This is a genomic window from Dankookia sp. P2 (assembly GCF_050632255.1).
GTDB lineage: Bacteria > Pseudomonadota > Alphaproteobacteria > Acetobacterales > Acetobacteraceae > Paracraurococcus.
The window spans coordinates 246,354-264,757 of sequence record NZ_CP192581.1 but is presented as its reverse complement, the minus strand read 5'-3'; the positions used below and the strand labels follow the sequence as shown (position 1 = coordinate 264,757).

Here is an 18,404-nt window from a genome sequence, read left to right as displayed (position 1 = left end):
CCGGCGCGCTGGCGGCGACCGAGCCGCCAGTGGGCACGGGGATCGAGCCGGGAACCGCCTCCGATGCGTGAGCGGATCGGCCTCTATCCCGGCACCTTTGATCCGGTCACAAATGGCCATCTGGACGTGATCGGCCGCGCTGCCGGATCCTCGACAAGCTGGTGGTCGGCGTCGCGATCAACATCGGCAAGAGCCCGCTCTTTCCTCTTGAGGAGCGGGTCGAGTTGGTTCGCGCCGAGACCGACGTGATCGCCGCCCGGACCGGCACGATCATCGAGGTCCGGCCCTTCGAAGGCTTGCTGGTCGGCTTCGCGCAGGAGTTGGGCGCCAGCATGATCATCCGTGGCCTGCGGGCGGTGACCGACTTCGACTACGAGTTCCAGATGGCCGGCATGAACCGCCGCCTGGACCATGACATCGAAGCGGTCTTCCTGATGGCCAGCGAGACGAACCAGTTCATCTCGTCGCGTTTCGTAAAGGAGATCGCCCGTCTCGGGGGCGATGTCTCCTCCTTCGTGCCGAAACTGACCCTGGAGCGGACCCTGGCGCGCGTGCGGGCGCCGACCCAAGGCTGAGGCCTGCCGTTCCATCAACCGGAGCTGACCCATGCTGCGACGACACCTCGCCGGCCTCGCCCTGCTCGGCGCCCCGACCCTCATCCGTCCTGCCCAGGCACAAGTTAAAGAGCGACTTGTCCTAACCCTGAAAGACGGTGACGTCACGATAAAGCTGCTGCCCGACGTGGCGCCGAAGCACGTCGAGCAGATCAAGCTGCTCGTCGGCCGCGGCTTCTACGACGGCACGCCCTTCCACCGGGTGATCGAAGGCTTCATGGCGCAGGGCGGTGACCCGACCGGCACCGGTACCGGCGGCGCCCGCGACCTGCCCGACCTGCCCGCCGAGTTCACCAACAAGTACCGCTTCATCCGCGGCATCTGCGGCATGGCCCGCAGCCAGAGCCCGAACAGCGCGAACAGCCAGTTCTTCATCATGTTCGCGCCGGCGCCGTCGCTCGACGGCCAGTACACCATCTGGGGCCGCGTCGTCGCCGGCATGGACGCCGTCGACAAGATCAAGCGCGGCGCCCCCGGCAGCGGCACGGTGACCAACCCGGATAAGCTGCTCCGCGCCCGCATCGTCACCGCCTGACCCGCATTTCCAAAAGGGATTTTTCCAATGACCAATGCAGCCGGCACCCCCGCGCCGGGAAACACGCTGATCCTCGGATTGAAGGACGGCCCTGTGACTATTGAGCTGCTGCCCGACGTGGCGCCGAAGCACGTCGAGCAGATCAAGCTGCTCGTCGGCCGCGGCTTCTACGACGGCACGCCCTTCCACAGGGTGATTGAAGGCTTCATGGCGCAGGGCGGTGACCCGACCGGCACAGGCACCGGTGGTGCGCGTGACCTGCCCGACCTCCCTGCCGAGTTCAATAAGGTCAGCTTCCAGCGCGGCGTCTGCGGCATGGCCCGCAGCCAGAGCCCGAACAGCGCGAACAGTCAGTTCTTCATCTGCTTCGGTGATGCGAGCTTCCTCGATGGCCAGTACACCGTCTGGGGCCGGGTGACCGACGGCATGGATGTCGTGGACAAGATCAAGCGCGGTGCCCCCGGCAGCGGCACGGTGAACGGCCCGGACAAGCTGATCCGCGCCAGCATTGCCTGACCCGCGCAGCGCAGAAGGACGAGCGAGCATGAGCGACGAAGCCGGCAGCCCCATCGAGATCCCGGGCGAGCCGCCGATCGAGGTGCCCGCGACCGAGGCGGCGACGCCGGAGGCCGCGGCGAGCGACGCAACGCCCGCCGAGCCGGAGGTGCCGGCCGTGCCGCCCCCCGCCGAGCCGGATCCGAAGCTTGAGAACACGCTGATTCTCGAGCTTAAGGACGGCACGGTGACGATCGAGCTGTTGCCCGAGATTGGCCCCCCAGCATGTCGAGCGCATCAAGACACTGGCCCGGGCCGGCTTCTACGACGGCACCCCATTCCATCGGGTGATCGAGGGGTTCATGGCCCAGGGTGGCGACCCGACCGGTACCGGCACAGGCGGCGCGCGTGATGCCGGCTATGCGGACCTGCCGGCCGAGTTCACCAACAAGGCGCGCTTCGTGCGTGGGACCTGCGGCATGGCTCGCACGGCGGCGCCGCACAGCGCGAGCAGCCAGTTCTTCATCATGTTCGCGCCGGCGCCGTCGCTCGACGGCCAGTACACCATCTGGGGCCGCGTGGTCTCCGGCATGGAAGCCGTGGACAAGATCAAGCGCGGCACCGGCGGCAACGGCATCGTCCAGGGGCCCGACCGGCTGGTGAAGGCGCGCGTCGCGGCGGATGCGCCGCCCGCGGCGGAAGCCCCCACCGGTTGACTTTCTCGCCGCCGCGCGCTTTTCCCGGCGCGCGGCGGCGCCGTGTGAGCCGGTAGCTCAGTCGGTAGAGCACGGGACTTTTAATCTCGTGGCCGTGGGTTCGAGTCCCACCCGGCTCACCATCTCCCTTTCTAGTTCGCAGATTGGCCGCGACCAGCGGCGGTGTCGGTGCCGGTTAGGATTTGGCGGGCGAAACACTCCGCATGCCAGTCACCCGCCGATTCGGGCCCGATTAGCAGCGCAAGCGCCTTCACCGCTGCGGCGGCCAAGGCTCGTGGCACGCCGTCCAGCCCTTCCCGTTGCAATATCGCTGTGTCAAGCGCTCAGTCCAACGGCAGCGGCTCGGCACCCGGCGGGCCGTATCGTGTCCGCCGACCCATCACGACAGGTTCGAAATCCCCGGTTCAGGAGTGAGCGACCGAAGACGTCGGGGTAACGCAATGGAGTGCCCTCAGCTTCCCTGACAGCCGATTGCCTGCCCTCGCATGACCGGCATCGGCAGCGTCGAGTGGGCGGGGTGGCCTGGTGCAAGTTGCCCAGGCAGGGCTGCCTGGCGGATTGACCGTGGCGGCGGAACATGCGGCACTCCGCCCGTCCCGCCGCGCCGCGGCGTCCTGGGAGGAAGCACCATGTTCATCGAGCAGCGCATCTACACCGCGCATCCCGGCAAGCTGCCGGCTTGGCTGAAGGCCTATTCGGAAATCGGCGGCCCCGCCTCCTCGCGCACCTTGACGCCGCTGATGGGCATGTTCACGGTCGAGTTCGGCCAGATCAACCGCGTGCTCTTCCTGCGCGGCTTCGACGACATCGACGAGCGCGAGCGCGGCATGGTCCGCCGCGACGCCGACCCCGAATGGCAGCGCTTCCTGCAGGAGACCCGGCCGATTGGCGCATTGATGGCGCAGGAAGCCAAGCTGCTGAAGACCGTCCCATTCTCCCCGATCCAGAAGGTCGGCCAGCCTTTCGTCAAAACGATTGAAGGCGACGCCATGTTCGTCGACCATCGGACCTATGATTTCGAGCCGGGTAAGATCAACGGCTGGCTGCAGGCCTATAGAGACCATCGGCAAGCCGGTGCAGGACAAGCACCTCGGCCAGCTGTTGTTCTTCGCGGTCACCGAATGCGGTCCGATCAATCAAGCGGTCTTCGCCTGGGCTTATAGCTCGCTCGGCGACCGCGACCGCCGCCGCGCCGCGATGGCAGCCGATCCGGGCTGGGCGGGATCCGCGAAGGCGACCGGCGGGCTGGGCGCGCTGAAGGCGCAGAACACCCTGGTTCTGAAGCCGGTCCCCTGGTCGCCGATTCGCTGAGAGGTTGAACATGCCCCCTGCGCTGGCTCGCAACCGCTCTTTTCGCCCTTGCTACTGGCACCGCGCAGGCGGGCAGACTCTGGATACCATCAAGGCGCGCGGCACGCTGGATTGCGGCGTCAATGTCGGCGTCGCCGGTTTTTCCCTGCCGGACAGCCAGGGCGTCTGGCGCGGCATGGATGCGGATCTCTGCCGCGGTCTTGCGGCCGCGCTGTTCGGCGATCCGAACAAGGTTCGCTTCGTGCCGCTGACCGCGGTGCAGCGCTTCACCGCGCTGCAATCGGCCGAGATCGACGTGCTGATACGCCAGACCACCCTGACCATGACGCGCGATACCACGCTCGGCCTGCGCATGGTCGCGGTGAACCTCTATGACGGCCATGGCTTCATGGTGCGGAAGGAGGCCGGCATCGACGATCCCAAGGGCATGGATGGCATGACCATCTGCCTCTCGCCGGGAACGACGAACGAGTTGGTGACGGCCGACTGGTTCCGCACCAATGGCCTGCGCTTCACGCCGCTGCTGCAGGAACGCATGCAGGACAATGCGCAGGCGTTGCAGGCCGGGCGGTGCGATGCGATCGGCACCGATGCGACGCAGCTCGCGGCGCTCCGCAGCCAGTTCACCAAGCCGGGCGACTTCATCATCCTGCCGCAGCGCTTCAGCAAGGAGCCCTATGGCCCGGTGGTGCGGCGCGACGACCAGGAATGGTTCGACGTGGTGCGCTGGACCATTTCCGCCCTGATCCAGGCGGAGGAGCTGGGCGTCACCAGCCAGAACACCGAATCGCTGAAAACAAGCCAGAGCCCTGACATCCGCCGCCTGCTGGGTGTCGATCCGGTGCTTGGCAATGCGCTGAAGCTCGACCCGGCCTGGGCGACGAATGCGATTCGCGCCATCGGCAATTATGGGGAACTGTTCGAGCGGCATCTCGGCCCGAAGACGGCCATCGGGCTCGAGCGCGGGATGAACCGGCTCTGGACCGAGGGCGGGTTGATGTATTCCTGGCCAATGCGCTGAAGCGCCGGGATCAGGACCGCCGCGCCGACAGGATCGCGGACCGGCCGGCCAGCGGGATCGGCGCCGCACGGTAGGCATCCAGCCCCGCCCGGCGCCGGGCGCGATTGGCAGCAGCGTGGCGCGTGCCGCCCTGTTCTCCAGCATCGCCGCCCCGCCGGGGTTTGTCGCCGCCATGGCGGCGGCCGGCACCGTAGGGAGCGCCTGCTCCGCCAGCCAGGCCGCGGCGACCCGGGCGCGGTAGGGCTCGGCGAAGCTGGGGGTTTGCGAATGATAGCCGCCCGCGGCCTGCAGCCAGTCGCCGCGGGCCGCCTGCAGTTCCGTCAGGAAGCGCGCGGCGTAGCGGGCATTGGCAAGCGGGTCGAAGGCCTCCTCCAGATTGGCGAAAGCTTGGGGGTGGTGCCGCAGGTTGACCTGCATGCAGCCGACATCGATGGAGCGCACGCCTTCGGCCTGCAGCGCGCGCACGGCGGCAATCGCTGCCGCCTTGTCCGGGAAGAAGCTGCCGCGTCCCTCGGCATTGATCGCCCAGGGCCAGGGATGGGTGGCGCCGGTCTGTGGGTCGCGCCGGCCGCTCTCGACCCGGCCGATCGCCGCCAGCAGCCGTGGCGGCAGGCCGCGCTCCCGCTCCGCCTGCGCTATGGCGGCCCGGCAGAGCGGGCCCGGTTCGCTACCCTGTGCCAGGGCGGTACAGGAGCAGCAGCCAGGGCAGCATGAGCATCAGGCAATAGGCGATGGCACGCACGGTAGGGATTCCGGCGCCCGCGGGATGCGGGCATGTCCGGGGGCAGCGCAACCGGCGTGCCAGGGTAAGGACGGGCCGAGCGGCGAAGCCCGGCGCCGGGAGGCTGGCCTCAGGCCGGGACGGCTAGAAATCGCGGCGCACGGCGGACCCAGCCGCGCGGCGCGGGTTCGGCATCCGGCTGCCGGGTCTGCCGTGCGGCCTCGATCGCGCTGGCGGATGGCTCGAAGACCACGTAGCCGCGGCCCCAGACGGTGCGGATTATCTCGGCAGCGCCCGAGGCCGTCAGCTTCCGCCGCAGCTTGCAGACGAAGACATCGACGATCTTCGAGATCCGGCGCCTCCGGATCGGCATAGAGCCGGGTCATGAAGCGTTCCTTGGTCAGCAGGACGCCCTTGTGGAGCATCAGGGTCTCAAGGAAGTCGAACTCGCGTGCGGTCAGGTTGACCCGCTTGCCGTCGACCATGACCGCATGCTGTTCCTGGTCCAGGGTAACGTTGCCGCAGACCAGCTCGGCCGAAGCGTAGCCGCGTGCCCGGCGCGCCATGGCCTGCATCCGGGCATGCAGCACCGGCAGGCGGACCGGGTGGAAGAGGACGTCGTCGGCCCCGGCATGCAGCGCGGCCTCTTCCTCCTCCGGCGCTGCCGGGCCGGTGCAGGACAGGATCACCGGCAGGGTCATGCCGCGGCGACGCAGGTCGCGCAGAGCCGGCAGGGCATTTCGCAGCGGCTGACCGACCCGCAGAAGCACCAGGTCGTACGGACCGCTGAGGGCAACGATGGAGGGCAGTTCGCCGATGCTCTCGGCCGGGTCGCACAGGACGCCGAACTCGGCCAGGGCGGCTTCGAGGTCGGCGGTGGAACCCATATCGGCGGCGACTGCAATGCGCATGTGATCTCCGAAAGCTACAACGCTTTGTTAGGTCACATGATAGTGTGCGCCACTTAGAGTACAATCATAAAGTACACATGCCTCGTTCATGATTGCCTTGCGTAACGCATCCGCCACCGGCCTGCGCAGCGTAACGCCAGACGGGGCCGCGGCGAAACAGCCAGCAGGAGGGCGGCCGTGCCTGACGACGGCCCCACCCGGCCCCTTTTCCGACAAGCGCTACGGAGACCTGCGATGCTGATCCGGATTCCACGCGGCTGGGAAATCCCCGACCGGGACGCCACCGCCGAGGCCCTGGTCTTCGGCCGCCGCGCTGCCCTGAAGGCCGCCGCCGGCCTCGGCGCCGGCAGCATCGCCCTGCCGGCCTTCGCCCAGGATGCGCCGCCCGCCCGCAACCCGCGCTACCTGGCGGGCCGGGAGATCACCGCGGAGAAGGACGCGACGACCTACAACAACTATTACGAGTTCGGTACCGACAAGGGCATCCACCGTGCGGCCCAGAAGCTGCCGCAGCGACCCTGGACGGTGAAGGTCGACGGGCTGGTCGACAACCCGCGTGGATTCGACATCGAGGAATTGCTGAAGACCATGCCGATGGAGGAGCGGGTCTACCGGCTGCGCTGCGTCGAGGCCTGGTCGATGGTGGTCCCCTGGACTGGCTTCCCCATTGCGGCGCTACTCAAGGCGGTTGGCCCCAAGTCGGAGGCGAAATACGTCCGCTTTGAAACCGCGGCGCTGCCCGCCGCCATGCCCGGGCTGCGGCAGTCCTGGTATCCGTGGCCTTATATCGAAGCCTGCACGGTCGACGAGGCGGCGAACGATCTCTCTTTCCTGGTCACCGGCGCCTATGGCAAGCCACTGCCGCCGCAGAATGGCGGCCCGGTCCGCTTCCACCAGCCCTGGAAATACGGCTTCAAGGCCGGCAAGTCGCTGGTGCGGATCAGCCTGGTAGCACAGCGGCCGAAGACCTTCTGGGAGGCGATCCAAGCCTCTGAGTATGGCTTCTGGGCCAATGTGAATCCGGAGGTCTCCCACCCACGCTGGAGTCAGGCGAGCGAGCGGGTGCTGGGGTCGGGCGAGCGCATTCCGACCCAACTCTTCAACGGATATGGCGAGTTCGTCGCCGGCCTCTACACCAACCTGCAGAAGGAGCGGCTTTGGGCCTGAGCCGTGGCGGTGGCGGGGGCTATTCCCCCGTCGCCGCCAGGATGCGATCCATCGCCTCGGTCCGGCCCAGTGCCCAGAGCACTGCATCGATCGGCGGGCTCTGTGTGCTCCCGGACAGTGCTATGCGCAGCGGCTGGGCGACTTGGCCGAGCTTGACGCCTTTCACCTCGGCGTAGTCGCGCAGCCAGCTTTCAAGGTCGGCACGCTCCCAGGGAGCGTCGGTCAGGAACTGCGCCAAGTCGGCCAGCCGAGCCTTGGCCTCCGGCGTCAGCAGGGCCGCAGCCTTGGCATCCATAGGCGGCGGGCCCTCGACCGCGGCGAAGGCAGCGAAGCTGGCAAGCTCCTCCAGCGTCTTCGCGCGTTCCTTCAGCACCGGCATCAGCGCCCGCACGCGGTCACCGCCTGAAGTGCCGAAATCGACCTTATGCTTCGCCAGCCGGGCCAGCACCTCGGCGGTCAGCCGGTCGTCGTCGGCGGCGCGCAGGTAGATGCCGTTCAGATGCGTCAGCTTGACGTAATCCATGCGCGAGGCCGCGCGGCCGACGCCGCCCAGGTCGAACAGCGCGATCGCCCGGTCGCGCGGAATGTGTTCCTCATCCCCATGGCCCCAGCCGAGCCGGAGCAGGTAGTTGCAGACCGCCTCGGGTAGGAAGCCCTGCTCGCGAAACTCGAGCGCGCCGACCGCGCCGTGCCGCTTCGAAAGTTTGGCGCCATCCGCCCCGTGGATCAGCGGAATATGCGCGGATTTCGGCCGTTGCCAGCCCATGGCGTCATAGACCATGCACTGGCGGAAGGTGTTGGTCAGGTGGTCGTCGCCGCGGATGACATGGGTGATCCGCATGTCGTGGTCGTCTACCACGACCGCATGCAGATAGGTCGGCGTGCCGTCCGAGCGCAGGATGATCATGTCGTCGAGCTCGGTATTGGCGACGCGCACCTCGCCCTGCACCAGGTCGGCGACCAGCGTCTCCCCGCCCTTCGGGGCCTTGATGCGGATGGCCGGCGCGACGCTCGGCGCGTCCTTTGGATCGAGCGCGATCCAGCGGGTGCCGTCATACTTGAAGGGACGCTTGGCCGCCTCGGCCGCTGCGCGCATCGCCGTCAGTTCCTCCGGCGTGTCATAGGCCAAGTAGGCTTGGCCCTTCGCCAGCAGCTCGCGCGCCACGGCCGCGTGGCGGGCCTCGTTCGCGGTTTGGAAGACCGGCGGCTCGTCCGGGCTCAGCCGTAGCCAGTCGAGGCTGTCGAGGATCTGCTGCACCGCCTCCTGCGTGCTGCGCTGGCGGTCGGTATCCTCGACCCGCAGCAGGTACTGGCCGCCGTGGTGGCGCGCGAAGAGATAGTTGAAGAGCGCGGTGCGCGCCCCGCCGATATGCAGGTAGCCGGTCGGGGAGGGCGCGAAGCGGGTACGGACGGACATGGTGCGGTTCCCAGGGCTGCGCCGCGCCGCGGCGCCATGCGGGCAGGCTCAGTAGTCCAGAACCTGCTGTTCGGGAAATCGTCTCGTGCCGCCCTCGTACTTCGAGCTTCTTTGTATCGATCACGTTTCGTCGATCAAATGGGGTATGCGGCCTCTTATATGCAGTTAAGGGTTGAGAAGCCCGAGTCGCTGCCCGTATGCGACTCCGGTGTCAATTCCATCGCACGCTCTGGCGCGGAATGGGTCGGCCGGCAGTCCTCCGCCCTGGCCGGTTCATTCAGCCTGCTGGCGGCGGAACGTGGCCGGCTGGCGCCCTGGTTGGCGGTTGCCCTTGGCACCGGCATCCTGCTGTATTTCGCCCTGCCGGCCGAACCGGCCGCGGCAACGATCTGGCTGGCGCCGCCGCTGCTGGCCCTGGCGATCTGGACCGCGGCGCGCTGGCCACTTGCCGGGTGGGCGGTGGGCCTCGCGGCGGCGGCGGCGCTTGGCTTCGGCATGGCCTCCTGGCAAGCCGGGCGGCAACCACCGATGCCGGACCTGCCGCGCGGCGCCACCCTCATCGAAGCCCGGATCGCCGCGGTCGAGCTGCTGCCCGAGGGACGCCGGCTGACGCTGGAGGCGCCGCGGCTGGACGGTGGCGCGCCGCTCGACCGGCACGTCCGCATCCGCCTGAAGCATGACGACCCTGCCGAGCCGCAGCCGGGTGACCTGATCCGTGTACGCGCGCTTGTCCGGGCCCCGGCGGCGCCCGCCTATCCCGGCGCCTGGGACTTCCAGCGCGCCGCGTGGTTCTCCGGCCTGGCGGGCAGTGGCTTCGCTTTGGGCCGCGCCGAGCTGACGCCAGGCGAGGCGGGGGCGCCGCTGCTGGCCGGACTGCGCGCGAAGATCGAGGCCCGTGTGACCGGCGCCATCCCCGGCGCCGCCGGCGCGGTCGCCGCAGCGCTGCTGACCGGTGGGCAGAGCGCCATCCCGGTGGCTGATCTCAGCGCCATGCGGGACAGCGGCTTGGCGCATCTGCTCGGTGTCTCCGGCCTGCACATCGCGATCGTCATGGGGCTCAGCTTCGGGCTGCTGCGGTGGCTACTGGCGTTGCTTCCGTGGGTGGCGCTGCGGCTGTCGGGGAAGGCGATCGCGGCGCTGGGCGCGCTCACGGTCGGTGGGCTCTACCTGCTGGTGACCGGCTGCGCGGTGCCGATGCAGCGCAGCTTCGCCATGGCGGCGCTGGCGACGCTGGCGCTGCTGACGGGGCGGCGGGCCCTCAGCCTGCGCGCCTGGGCCCTTGCTGCCGCGGCAGTGCTGCTGCTGCAACCGGCGGCGGTGCTCGGCGCCAGCTTCCAGATGAGCTTCGCCGCGGTGCTCGCCCTGATCGCCGGCTGGGACGCGCTGCGGCCGCATCTGCCGAAGCCGGGGCGTGGCGCCTGGCGTCAGCGGCTGGCGCTGGCGGCCTGCGGCGTGCTTGCGACCTCGGTGCTCGCCGGTGCGGCGACGACGCCGTTCGGCCTCCACCATTTCGGCCGGCTGCAGCTTTACGGCGTCGCGGCCAATGCGCTGGCGGTGCCGCTGACCTCGGCGCTGGTGATGCCGGCCGGCATGGCGGCGGCGGCGCTGATGCCCTTCGGGCTGGAGGATCTCGCCCTGGTTCCGATGGGCTGGGGGTAGAGGGCATCCTGGCCATCGCCCGCTGGGTCGCCGACTGGCCGGGCGCGGCGCTGACGGTGCCGCCGATCCCGGCCTGGGGCCTCGGTCTCTGCACCTTTGGTACGCTCTGGCTCTGCCTGTGGCGCGCGCGCTGGCGATTATTAGGTGTGCCGCTGTTGCTGCTCGGCCTGGCGAGTGGCGCTTGGCAGCGGCCGCCGGACATCCTGGTCTCGGCCGATGCGCGGCTGATCGGGCTGCGGGCGGGGCAGGGGCTGGCGGTCCAGAAGCTGGCCGGGGCTTCCGGGCTGACACGAGGAGATTGGTCGCGGCTGTATGGGGCGACCGGGGACACGTTGCTGCCGAAGGCCGGAAGGTTCAGCGCCGAAGGGATCGCCTGCACCACCGGGACCTGCGTGCTGCAGCCGGCGCCGGATGCACCCGCCGCCGTGCTGCTGCGCGGCGCTGCGCCGGCGGAGGCTTGCGCCGCCGCAGCGCTGGTGGTCTCGGCCGAGCCGGTGCGCGGACATTGCGCCGCGCAGGTGGTGGACCGCTTTGCGGTTTGGCGGAACGGCGCGCATGCCATCTGGTTGGAGCCGGGCGGGGTGCGGGTGCTGAGCGATCGTGCCGCGCGCGGCACCCGGCCCTGGGTGCCGTCCGTCCCGGTGCCGCGCGGCACGCCATCCCAGGATCCGCCGGCCACCATCGAGTAGAGACAGCGCAGATGCAGTCAGGATACCGCGCGATGCCAGTGGCATCCGACATCGCCGTGGAGTTGCTGCCGGGCACGGTCGACGTCGCCGCGGGGCTGGAGCCGGCGATCGAGGCCGCCTGGGTGGCGGCGCAGGTGCGGGCCCGCGGGCGGCTGTTCAATGGCCGCGTCTTCTCAGTCACCGGTCTCGCTGCAGGACGCATCGCCGGGCGGCTGGTGGAGTACCGCTTGGCGGTCGCGGCCTATGCCGACCCGGTGCTGGCCGCGGCTCTTGGGGTGAGACCGCTCGCGGTCTGTGGCGTGCTACGGATGCCGGACGGCATCCTGTTCGGCCGTCGCCAGCTTGGCGCGACCTATGAGGCCGGGCTCTGGCAGACGCCGCCCGCCGGCAGTGTCGATGCCGGCGCCGTGCGGGATGGGCAGGTCGATGCAGTCGGGCAGATCCGCACCGAGCTGGCGGAGGAAATCGGGCTCGATTGGTCGCGGGTCGACGACTGCCGCGCCATCACCCTGGTGCAGCACGCGGCGACTGGGGTGCACGACCTGGCTTTCCTGTTGCAAACGCCGGCACGCTTCGCCGAGGTGGCGGCCTGCCATGCCGCGAGCGGCTGTGCCGAGTACACCGAGTTGCGCGCCGTTCCGGAACCGGCGCTGGGCGCCTTCCTGTGCGCCGAGGGCGACCGGATGGTTCCGGCTGCGCCCCTGTTCCTGCGAGCGGCCGGGATCGGCTAGTACTTCCGCAGCAGCCCGATCAACCGGCCCTGCACGCGGACCCGGTCCGGTCCGAAAATCCGGGTTTCGTAGCGCGGATTGGCCGCTTCCAGGGCGATGGAGTTGCCTCGGCGGCGCAGGCGCTTCAGCGTCACCTCGTTCTCGTCGACCAGCGCCACCACGATGGAGCCATTGTCGGCGGTGTCGCCGCGGCGGATGATGACCGTGTCGCCGTCCAGGATGCCGGCTTCCACCATCGAATCGCCGGCAACTTCCAATGCGTAATGCTCCCCGCCGCCGAGTAGGGCGGCCGGCACTTCCACGCTGTTGCCGGAGTCCCGCAGCGCCTCGATCGGCAAGCCCGCGGCAATGCGGCCATAGAGCGGCAGCTGCACCGCCGCCGCTTCGCTTGTCTTCGGCACTCCGGGCAGGTTTGCGGCGAAGTTGCCCCGGATGACGTTCGGCGCGAAAGCCGGGTCGCGGGCTGCGGCCGGGACGGCAGGCTGCGCCGCCTCCGCGGTGCGGCGCGGCGCCATGTTTTCCGGCAGGCGGATCACTTCCAGTGCCCGGGCCCGATGGGCGCGGCGGCGCAGGAAGCCGCGTTCCTCGAGCGCCGTGATCAGGCGGTGGATGCCCGACTTGGACTTCAGCTTCAGCGCCTCCTTCATCTCCTCGAAAGAAGGGGAGAAGCCGGTCTGGCGCAGATGCTTGTCGATGAAGATCAGCAGCTCGTGCTGCTTGCGCGTGAGCACCGTATCGCCTCCGTCCTTGGCCGCGCCCCTCCCGCCACGCGGGAACAAGGGGCAACCGAGTCGGCCTGTTCTACGAAGGTTCTCCGCGTCGGGTCAAACGGTTTTCCACAGGTCGGGCGTTCAAATCCCGAGATCGCCCAAGGGGATGACTTCCACCATCGCCCCGGCGGGCAGGGCCGGGGCACGCGGCGCGCGCAGGATCAGCGCCTCGGCCCGCGAGAGGACCTTCAGCATGGAGCTGTCCTGCAACGGGAAGGGGGTGGCGACGGGCTGGCCGTCCGGCCCCGGCGCGAAGGTCGCCCGCAGATGGTCGAGATCGCCGGTCGTTCTCTGCCAGCGGCGCCCGGCCAGGGCGCGCAGAGTCCGCGGTGGCCCACCCGGCAAGCCGGACAGGCGCTCGATCGCCGGGATCAGGAACTGCACGGCACAGACCATTGCGGAGACGGGATTGCCCGGTAGGCCCAGCACCGGCGTCGCGCCGAGCCGGCCCCAGATCAGCGGCTTCCCCGGCCGCATGGCAATCTGCCAGAAGTCCAGATCGAAACCCTGGGGACCGAGCGCCGCCTGGACCAGGTCGTGGTCGCCGACACTGGCGCCGCCGGTGGTCACCAGCAGGTCGCAGGCACGGGCGGCGGAGGCGGCCTGGGCGATGGCGTCCCGATCGTCGGGCGCGATCGGCAGCACCAGCGGGTCGGCGCCGGTCGCGCGGACCAGCGCGGCCAGGGCGTGCGCATTGCTGCTGACGATGCCGCCGGTCGGGATCGGGTCGCCGGGCAGGGCGATTTCGTCGCCGGTTGCCAGGATGCCGATCCGTGGCGCCCGGTGCACCGCCAGCCAGGCATGGTTGGCGGCGGCGGCCAAGCCGATGTCGCGGGCGGTCAGGCGCTTGCCGGCAGCCAGCAATTCCTCTCCGGCGGCGAAGTCGAGTCCACGGGCGCGGATCCAGCGGCCGGGGCGGACGCTCTCGGTGACCCGCACTTGGTTGCCCGTCGCCTCGGCGTCCTCCTGCAGCAGGATGGCATCGGCGCCGGGGGAACGAAGGCACCGGTGAAGATCCGCACCGCCTGACCCGGGCCGACCTCCCCGGCAAAAGGATGGCCGGCCGGGGCGGCGCCGATGACGTCCAGGCTCGCCCCCACCAGCGCCTCGGCAGCGCGGACGGCATAGCCATCCATCGCCGAGACGTCGGCCGGCGGCTGGGTGACCCGGGACAGCACGGGGCGGGCGAGAATGCGATTCCAGCCGCTGGCAAGCGGCAGCGTCTCGGCCGGGGTGGCGGCAAGGCTGGCCAGGATACGGCTGCGGGCTTCCTCGACCGAGATCATCGCATTTCCTCAGAAGCTATTGCTCCTGCAGCAAATCTCAGCAGGAGAGCTTCATCTCGCATGATCACTCGGCCTCATAGGTGCCGGACTTTCCGCCCGATTTATGCACCAGGCGCACCGCGTCTATCCGCATCCCGCGGTCGATCGCCTTGCACATGTCATAGATCGTCAGCGCCGCGACCGTGACCGCTGTCAGGGCTTCCATCTCGACTCCGGTGCGGCCGCCAACCTTCACCAAAGCCTCGATGTCCACCGCATTCGGCGGGGCCGCGACGAGGTCGACCGTGACTTTCGACAGCATCAATGGGTGACAGAGCGGGATCAGGTCGCTGGTGCGCTTGGCGGCCATGATGCCCGCTAGGCGAGCTACGCCGAGGACGTCTCCCTTGCCGATCTGGCCTTCCTGAATGCGGGCCAGGGTCGCCGGGTCCATCACCACCCGGCCGCGTGCGACGGCGACGCGATCGGTCTCGATCTTGGTCGAGACGTCGACCATCACAGCCCGACCCTGCTCATCGAAATGGGTGAAGCCGGTCAATGGCCTGTGCCCCGGTCCTGAGAGATCGCTAGAGGGCGTGGACGAAGCTCGTGCGCGGCCGCCGTGACATCCTGCTGGCGCATCATGTGCTCGCCGACCAGAATGCAGCGGGCGCCGGCGGCGGCCATGCGGCGCACGTCGTCCGGGGTGCGGATGCCGCTCTCGGCGACCGGGATACGGTCTGCTGGCACCTGCGGGACCAACTGCTCCGAGGTGGCAAGATCTGTCCGCAAGGTCCTGAGATTTCGGTTGTTCACGCCGATCAGCCGGCTGTTCATGCCGAGCGCGCGGTCGAGTTCGCGTTGGTCGTGCACCTCGACCAGCACCGACATGTCGAGGCTGTGGGTCAGGTCCTCAAGCTCCTCGGCCTGCTCGTCGCTGAGCGCCGCCATAATCAGCAGGACGCAGTCGGCGCCCATCGCCCGGGCCTCGTAGACCTGCCAGGGATGAACCATGAAGTCCTTCCGCAGCACCGGCAACGGGCAGGCCGCGCGAGCCAGCTTCAGGTGCTCCACAGAGCCCTGGAAGTAGGGCGTGTCGGTCAGCACCGAAAGGCAGGTGGCGCCGCCCTCGCAATAGGCCTCGGCCAGCTTCGCCGGCTCAAAGGGATCGCGGATCAGCCCGCCGGAGGGCGAGGCGCGCTTGATCTCGGCGATCAGCCCGACCCGGCCCTCCGCCACCGCCTCGCAGAGTGAGCGGACAAAGTCGCGCGGCTTGGGGGCGCCGCGGGCCTGGCGCTCGATCTCCGACATCGGGGTGGCCGCGGCCCGGGTGCGTACCTCCTCGTACTTATCGGCGAGGATGCGGGCGAGGGTGTCGGGCACCTCGAGGTCGGGGGCGATGATGTGAGGGGCGTTCATGGCTCTGCGGCATGGTTGGGAGAGGGGCAGCCCAGGTCGGATACGGTCATGGCGCGGTTGCCTCCTGCAGGCGGGCGAGTACGCCGGAAGCGGCCCCGCTGTCGATGGCCCGGGCCGCGATCGCCGCGCCTGCCCGGAGATCGGCGGCCCGCCCGGCCACCACAAGGGCGGCCGCGGCATTGAGCAGCACGATATCCCGGTAGGCACCGCGGGCGCCCTGCAACAGCGCCTGAAGAGCGGCGGCGTTCTCCGCCGGCTCGCCGCCGCGAGATTGCCTCGGGCGGCGCACGGTCCAACCCGGCATCCTCAGGCGCCACGGTGAATTCCCGGATACGGCCGGCCTCGAGCGCCACCACATTGGTCTCGCCGGACAGGGCGATCTCGTCCAGCCCCTGGCCATGCACCACCCAGGCCGCCTCGGTGCCAAGCCGGGCGAGGGTCTCGGCCATCGGCCGCAGCCATTCGACCGCGAAGGCGCCAGTCAGCTGGCGCCTGACCCGGGCCGGGTTGGAGAGCGGGCCGAGGATGTTGAACAGGGTCCGGGTGCCGAGCTCGACCCGCGGGCCGGCGGCATGGCGCATCGAAGCATGGTGCCGCGGAGCCCAGAGGAAGACCATGCCGGCTGCTGCCAGCACGGCTTCCAGCCGGTCAAGCGGAACGTCGAGATTGACCCCGAGCGCCGACAGCGCATCTGCAGCGCCCGAGCGCGACGACAGCGCCCGGTTGCCGTGCTTGGCGACCGGCACGCCGCAGCCCGCGACGACGAGGGAGGTGGCGGTCGAGATGTTCAGGCTGCCCGAGCCGTCGCCGCCGGTGCCGACGATGTCGATGGCCCCGGGCGGCGCCTCGATCGCCGCCATCCGGGCGCGCATGGCGCGGACTGCGCCGGTGATCTCCGGCACCGTCTCGCCGCGCACCCGCATGGCCATCAGCAGGCCGGCGATCTGCGCCGGCGTCGCTTCGCCGGCCATAATGATGCCGAAGGCGGCCTCGGCCTCGCTTTCAGCCAAGTGCTCACCGGCGGCGAGGCGGCCAAGGACCGGCTTCAGCGTATTCACGCCGGCACCCTGGCCTTCGCCAGAGTTAGGAAGTTCCGCAGCAGGTCGTGGCCGTTCTGGGAGGCGATGCTTTCCGGGTGGAATTGCACGCCCCAGACCGGCAGGTCGCGATGAGCCATGCCCATGACCAGCCCATCGGCGGTCCAGGCAGTCGCCTCAAGTTCCGGCGGCAGGTCGTCGCGGCGGACGATCAGGGAGTGGTAGCGGGTGGCCTGGAAGGGGTCGGGCAGGCCGGTGAACAGGTCCGTACCACGGTGGTGGATGTCCCAGACCTTGCCATGCACAGGCTCAGGGGCGCGGATGACGGTGCCGCCGAAAGCCTGGCCGATCGCCTGATGGCCCAGGCAGACGCCCATCAGCGGCACCCGCGCCGCGGCGGCGGCGCCGATCAACGGCAGGCAGATGCCGGCCTCGTTCGGCGTGCAAGGACCAGGCGAGAGCAGGATCGCGTCCGGTCGCATCGCCAACGCGTCCTGGCTGGTGATGGCGTCGTTGCGCCGAACAACCACCTCCACGCCCAGATCGCCCAGGAAGTGGAAGAGGTTGAAGGTGAAGCTGTCGTAGTTGTCGATCAGCAGGATCATGACGCGGGATTCTCGGGCCGGTGCTTGGCCGGGTCAAGCAAGGCCTCGGCTGCCGGATCCGGCGCGGTGCGGCCCTGCTGGCCGGGGCGCGGCTCGGCCGGCCGGGGAAGAGCGGCGGGCTGGAGGGGCCGCCTATGACGTCGAAATCGAAGTCGCTGCGCTGCATGCTGGCCTCCGGGTGTAAGGGGCCGCCACCGGACCGGCTGCATTCGCGTTGACTGTCCAGAGACGCGAAAGCCGCCAGCGAGTGGCGGCTTTGGGATCGTCTCTGCTCTGCGCGAGGTCCTCAGGCCGCCGGTGAATACCAGCGGTACCAAAATCGCGCGATGGGGGATGTGTCCCCGGACATGTGCCGGACACTAAGCCTGCCGGCGGGCAGGAGGCAATAGCTCAGAAGCCGTAAAGCCGCGCCGGGTTGTCGGCCAGGATCGCCTGGCGCTGGTCGTCCCGCGGCGCCCACGCTCCGAGCGCGTCCAGCAGCACGCCGTCATCCGGCACCTCCTCCGGGCTGTGCAGGAGGGGTGCGGCCAGTCGGTGCCCCAGACGCAGCGTTCCGGCGCGGCGGCGATCATGGCGCGGGCCATGGCGGCGACATCGGCATAAGGGGCCCCCGCGGCCGAGGAGCGGTAGCCGCAGAGCTTGGCCCAGGCGCCCCGCTCCAGCAGCCGGATCATCGCCTTGAAGCCGGCGCTTTCGGTGCCGCCCTCGGCCGCCTTAACCCCGCCCATATGGTCGATGACGACGGGGCAGGGCAGCCGCGCCAGCACATGCTCCAGCGCCACCATCTCCTCGGCATGGGTATAGAGCTGCAGATGCCAGCCGAGTACGCCGAGCTTCTCTCCCAAAGCCTCCAGCTGCTCCAACGGCGTGCCGTTGCCGGAGACGGCGTTGAACCGCACGCCGCAGGCGCCACGTTCGCCCATGGCGCGCAGCGCCGGCACGTCGAAGCTGTCGTCGACCACCACCACGGCGCGGGCACGGTCGGCGCCGAGCGTCGCGACCGCATCCAGCGAGACCGCGTTGTCAGTGCCGTAGATGCTCGGCTGCACCACCACCGTGCGGGTCAGGCCGATGGTCGAAAGCATCTCCCGGTACATGGCGATGCTTGCCTCGGGCGGCGTGTAGCCGCGGCCGGGCGAGAGCGGGTAGCGGCCGTAAGGGCCGAATATATGCATGTGGCAGTCAGTGGGATCTGGCGGGGCCGTCCAGCCGGGCCTGGACGTGACGCGCGCGCGGGCCGGGGCAGGGGCGGGTCATGGGCGGTTCCTCCGTTGCCGGCATCGGGCCGGCTACGCCGCCGGCTGTCAATGCCGGCGGCCCC

At 69.6% G+C, this 18,404-nt stretch carries 18 protein-coding genes, 1 tRNA gene and 5 pseudogenes; 14 read left to right on the top strand and 10 right to left on the bottom strand.

The features are described from left to right. Window positions 1-63: 63 nt before the first annotated feature. The 9 genes and pseudogenes from coaD (at window position 64) to ACQ86J_RS01445 (ending at window position 4,933) form a co-directional block, all read left to right on the top strand. Window positions 64-575 (top strand): annotated as a pseudogene (gene coaD / locus ACQ86J_RS01485) (pantetheine-phosphate adenylyltransferase). Window positions 576-606: 31 nt separating this feature from the next. Beyond that, window positions 607-1,149, top strand: coding sequence for a peptidylprolyl isomerase (locus ACQ86J_RS01480; RefSeq protein ID WP_431269740.1), 543 nt, complete (start codon window positions 607-609; stop codon window positions 1,147-1,149). A gap of 27 nt (window positions 1,150-1,176) precedes the next feature. Beyond that, window positions 1,177-1,665, top strand: coding sequence for a peptidylprolyl isomerase (locus tag ACQ86J_RS01475; protein ID WP_431269739.1), 489 nt, complete (start codon window positions 1,177-1,179; stop codon window positions 1,663-1,665). 148 nt (window positions 1,666-1,813) lie between these two features. After that, window positions 1,814-2,360 (top strand): annotated as a pseudogene (locus ACQ86J_RS01470) (peptidylprolyl isomerase). A 46-nt stretch (window positions 2,361-2,406) separates the two neighbouring features. Beyond that, a tRNA-Lys gene (locus ACQ86J_RS01465) sits at window positions 2,407-2,482 on the top strand. 507 nt (window positions 2,483-2,989) lie between these two features. Continuing rightward, the gene (locus ACQ86J_RS01460) at window positions 2,990-3,523 is read left to right on the top strand and encodes an NIPSNAP family protein (RefSeq protein ID WP_431269738.1); all 534 of its coding nucleotides are present in this window, start codon (window positions 2,990-2,992) and stop codon (window positions 3,521-3,523) included. Further along, the gene (locus tag ACQ86J_RS01455) at window positions 3,462-3,671 is read left to right on the top strand and encodes an NIPSNAP family protein (RefSeq protein ID WP_431269737.1); all 210 of its coding nucleotides are present in this window, start codon (window positions 3,462-3,464) and stop codon (window positions 3,669-3,671) included. Before ACQ86J_RS01460 ends, ACQ86J_RS01455 begins: the two co-directional genes overlap by 62 nt. A gap of 10 nt (window positions 3,672-3,681) precedes the next feature. Further along, a complete protein-coding gene (locus tag ACQ86J_RS01450) occupies window positions 3,682-4,692 on the top strand; it encodes an amino acid ABC transporter substrate-binding protein (protein WP_431269736.1) in 1,011 nt (336 codons plus the stop codon). A gap of 115 nt (window positions 4,693-4,807) precedes the next feature. Beyond that, window positions 4,808-4,933, top strand: coding sequence for a hypothetical protein (locus ACQ86J_RS01445; protein WP_431269735.1), 126 nt, complete (start codon window positions 4,808-4,810; stop codon window positions 4,931-4,933). An 83-nt stretch (window positions 4,934-5,016) separates the two neighbouring features. Here ACQ86J_RS01445 and ACQ86J_RS01440 read toward each other — a convergent pair. Together ACQ86J_RS01440 and ACQ86J_RS01435 are read right to left on the bottom strand one after the other, a co-directional pair. Beyond that, window positions 5,017-5,280, bottom strand: a pseudogene (locus ACQ86J_RS01440) (lytic transglycosylase domain-containing protein); the annotation flags it as partial. A gap of 263 nt (window positions 5,281-5,543) precedes the next feature. Next, window positions 5,544-5,786, bottom strand: coding sequence for a helix-turn-helix domain-containing protein (locus ACQ86J_RS01435; protein WP_431269734.1), 243 nt, complete (start codon window positions 5,784-5,786; stop codon window positions 5,544-5,546). Between ACQ86J_RS01435 and ACQ86J_RS01430 the strand changes: the two genes are divergently transcribed. Both ACQ86J_RS01430 and msrP read left to right on the top strand, forming a co-directional pair. Beyond that, window positions 5,686-6,381, top strand: coding sequence for a hypothetical protein (locus tag ACQ86J_RS01430; RefSeq protein ID WP_431272789.1), 696 nt, complete (start codon window positions 5,686-5,688; stop codon window positions 6,379-6,381). The two genes, ACQ86J_RS01435 and ACQ86J_RS01430, sit on opposite strands and share 101 nt — an antisense overlap. A gap of 177 nt (window positions 6,382-6,558) precedes the next feature. Beyond that, entirely contained in the window at window positions 6,559-7,491 is a 933-nt protein-coding gene (gene msrP / locus ACQ86J_RS01425; RefSeq protein WP_431269733.1) for a protein-methionine-sulfoxide reductase catalytic subunit MsrP, read from the top strand. A 19-nt stretch (window positions 7,492-7,510) separates the two neighbouring features. Here the strand turns inward: msrP and gltX are convergent, their stop codons facing one another. Then, entirely contained in the window at window positions 7,511-8,908 is a 1,398-nt protein-coding gene (gene gltX, locus ACQ86J_RS01420; protein WP_431269732.1) for a glutamate--tRNA ligase, read from the bottom strand. A 318-nt stretch (window positions 8,909-9,226) separates the two neighbouring features. Here gltX and ACQ86J_RS01415 point away from each other — a divergent pair, with 318 nt between their 5' ends. From ACQ86J_RS01415 to ACQ86J_RS01405, 3 genes are read left to right on the top strand one after another with little or no spacing between them, the layout of a single operon-like run. Continuing rightward, window positions 9,227-10,567, top strand: coding sequence for a ComEC/Rec2 family competence protein (locus tag ACQ86J_RS01415; RefSeq protein WP_431269731.1), 1,341 nt, complete (start codon window positions 9,227-9,229; stop codon window positions 10,565-10,567). Between the two features lie 56 nt (window positions 10,568-10,623). Further along, window positions 10,624-11,256, top strand: coding sequence for a hypothetical protein (locus ACQ86J_RS01410; protein ID WP_431269730.1), 633 nt, complete (start codon window positions 10,624-10,626; stop codon window positions 11,254-11,256). Between the two features lie 32 nt (window positions 11,257-11,288). Continuing rightward, window positions 11,289-11,987 carry a hypothetical protein gene (locus tag ACQ86J_RS01405; protein WP_431269729.1) on the top strand — a complete coding sequence of 233 codons (699 nt, stop codon included), beginning with the start codon at window positions 11,289-11,291 and terminating at the stop codon, window positions 11,985-11,987. Here the strand turns inward: ACQ86J_RS01405 and lexA are convergent. The 7 genes and pseudogenes from lexA to ACQ86J_RS01370 form a co-directional block, all read right to left on the bottom strand. Continuing rightward, the gene (gene lexA / locus ACQ86J_RS01400) at window positions 11,984-12,718 is read right to left on the bottom strand and encodes a transcriptional repressor LexA (protein WP_431269728.1); all 735 of its coding nucleotides are present in this window, start codon (window positions 12,716-12,718) and stop codon (window positions 11,984-11,986) included. The two genes, ACQ86J_RS01405 and lexA, sit on opposite strands and share 4 nt — an antisense overlap. 120 nt (window positions 12,719-12,838) lie before the next feature. Beyond that, window positions 12,839-14,043, bottom strand: a pseudogene (locus ACQ86J_RS01395) (molybdopterin molybdotransferase MoeA). Between the two features lie 64 nt (window positions 14,044-14,107). After that, a complete protein-coding gene (moaC, locus tag ACQ86J_RS01390) occupies window positions 14,108-14,539 on the bottom strand; it encodes a cyclic pyranopterin monophosphate synthase MoaC (RefSeq protein ID WP_431272699.1) in 432 nt (143 codons plus the stop codon). A 38-nt stretch (window positions 14,540-14,577) separates the two neighbouring features. Then, the gene (trpC, locus tag ACQ86J_RS01385) at window positions 14,578-15,441 is read right to left on the bottom strand and encodes an indole-3-glycerol phosphate synthase TrpC (protein WP_431269727.1); all 864 of its coding nucleotides are present in this window, start codon (window positions 15,439-15,441) and stop codon (window positions 14,578-14,580) included. A 46-nt stretch (window positions 15,442-15,487) separates the two neighbouring features. Continuing rightward, window positions 15,488-16,499, bottom strand: a pseudogene (trpD, locus tag ACQ86J_RS01380) (anthranilate phosphoribosyltransferase). Then, window positions 16,496-17,083 carry an anthranilate synthase component II gene (locus ACQ86J_RS01375; RefSeq protein ID WP_431269726.1) on the bottom strand — a complete coding sequence of 196 codons (588 nt, stop codon included), beginning with the start codon at window positions 17,081-17,083 and terminating at the stop codon, window positions 16,496-16,498. The pseudogene trpD and the gene ACQ86J_RS01375 overlap by 4 nt, the downstream one beginning before the upstream one ends. Before the next feature lie 359 nt (window positions 17,084-17,442). After that, window positions 17,443-18,258 carry an amidohydrolase family protein gene (locus ACQ86J_RS01370; RefSeq protein ID WP_431269725.1) on the bottom strand — a complete coding sequence of 272 codons (816 nt, stop codon included), beginning with the start codon at window positions 18,256-18,258 and terminating at the stop codon, window positions 17,443-17,445. Between the last annotated feature and the right edge of the window lie 146 nt (window positions 18,259-18,404).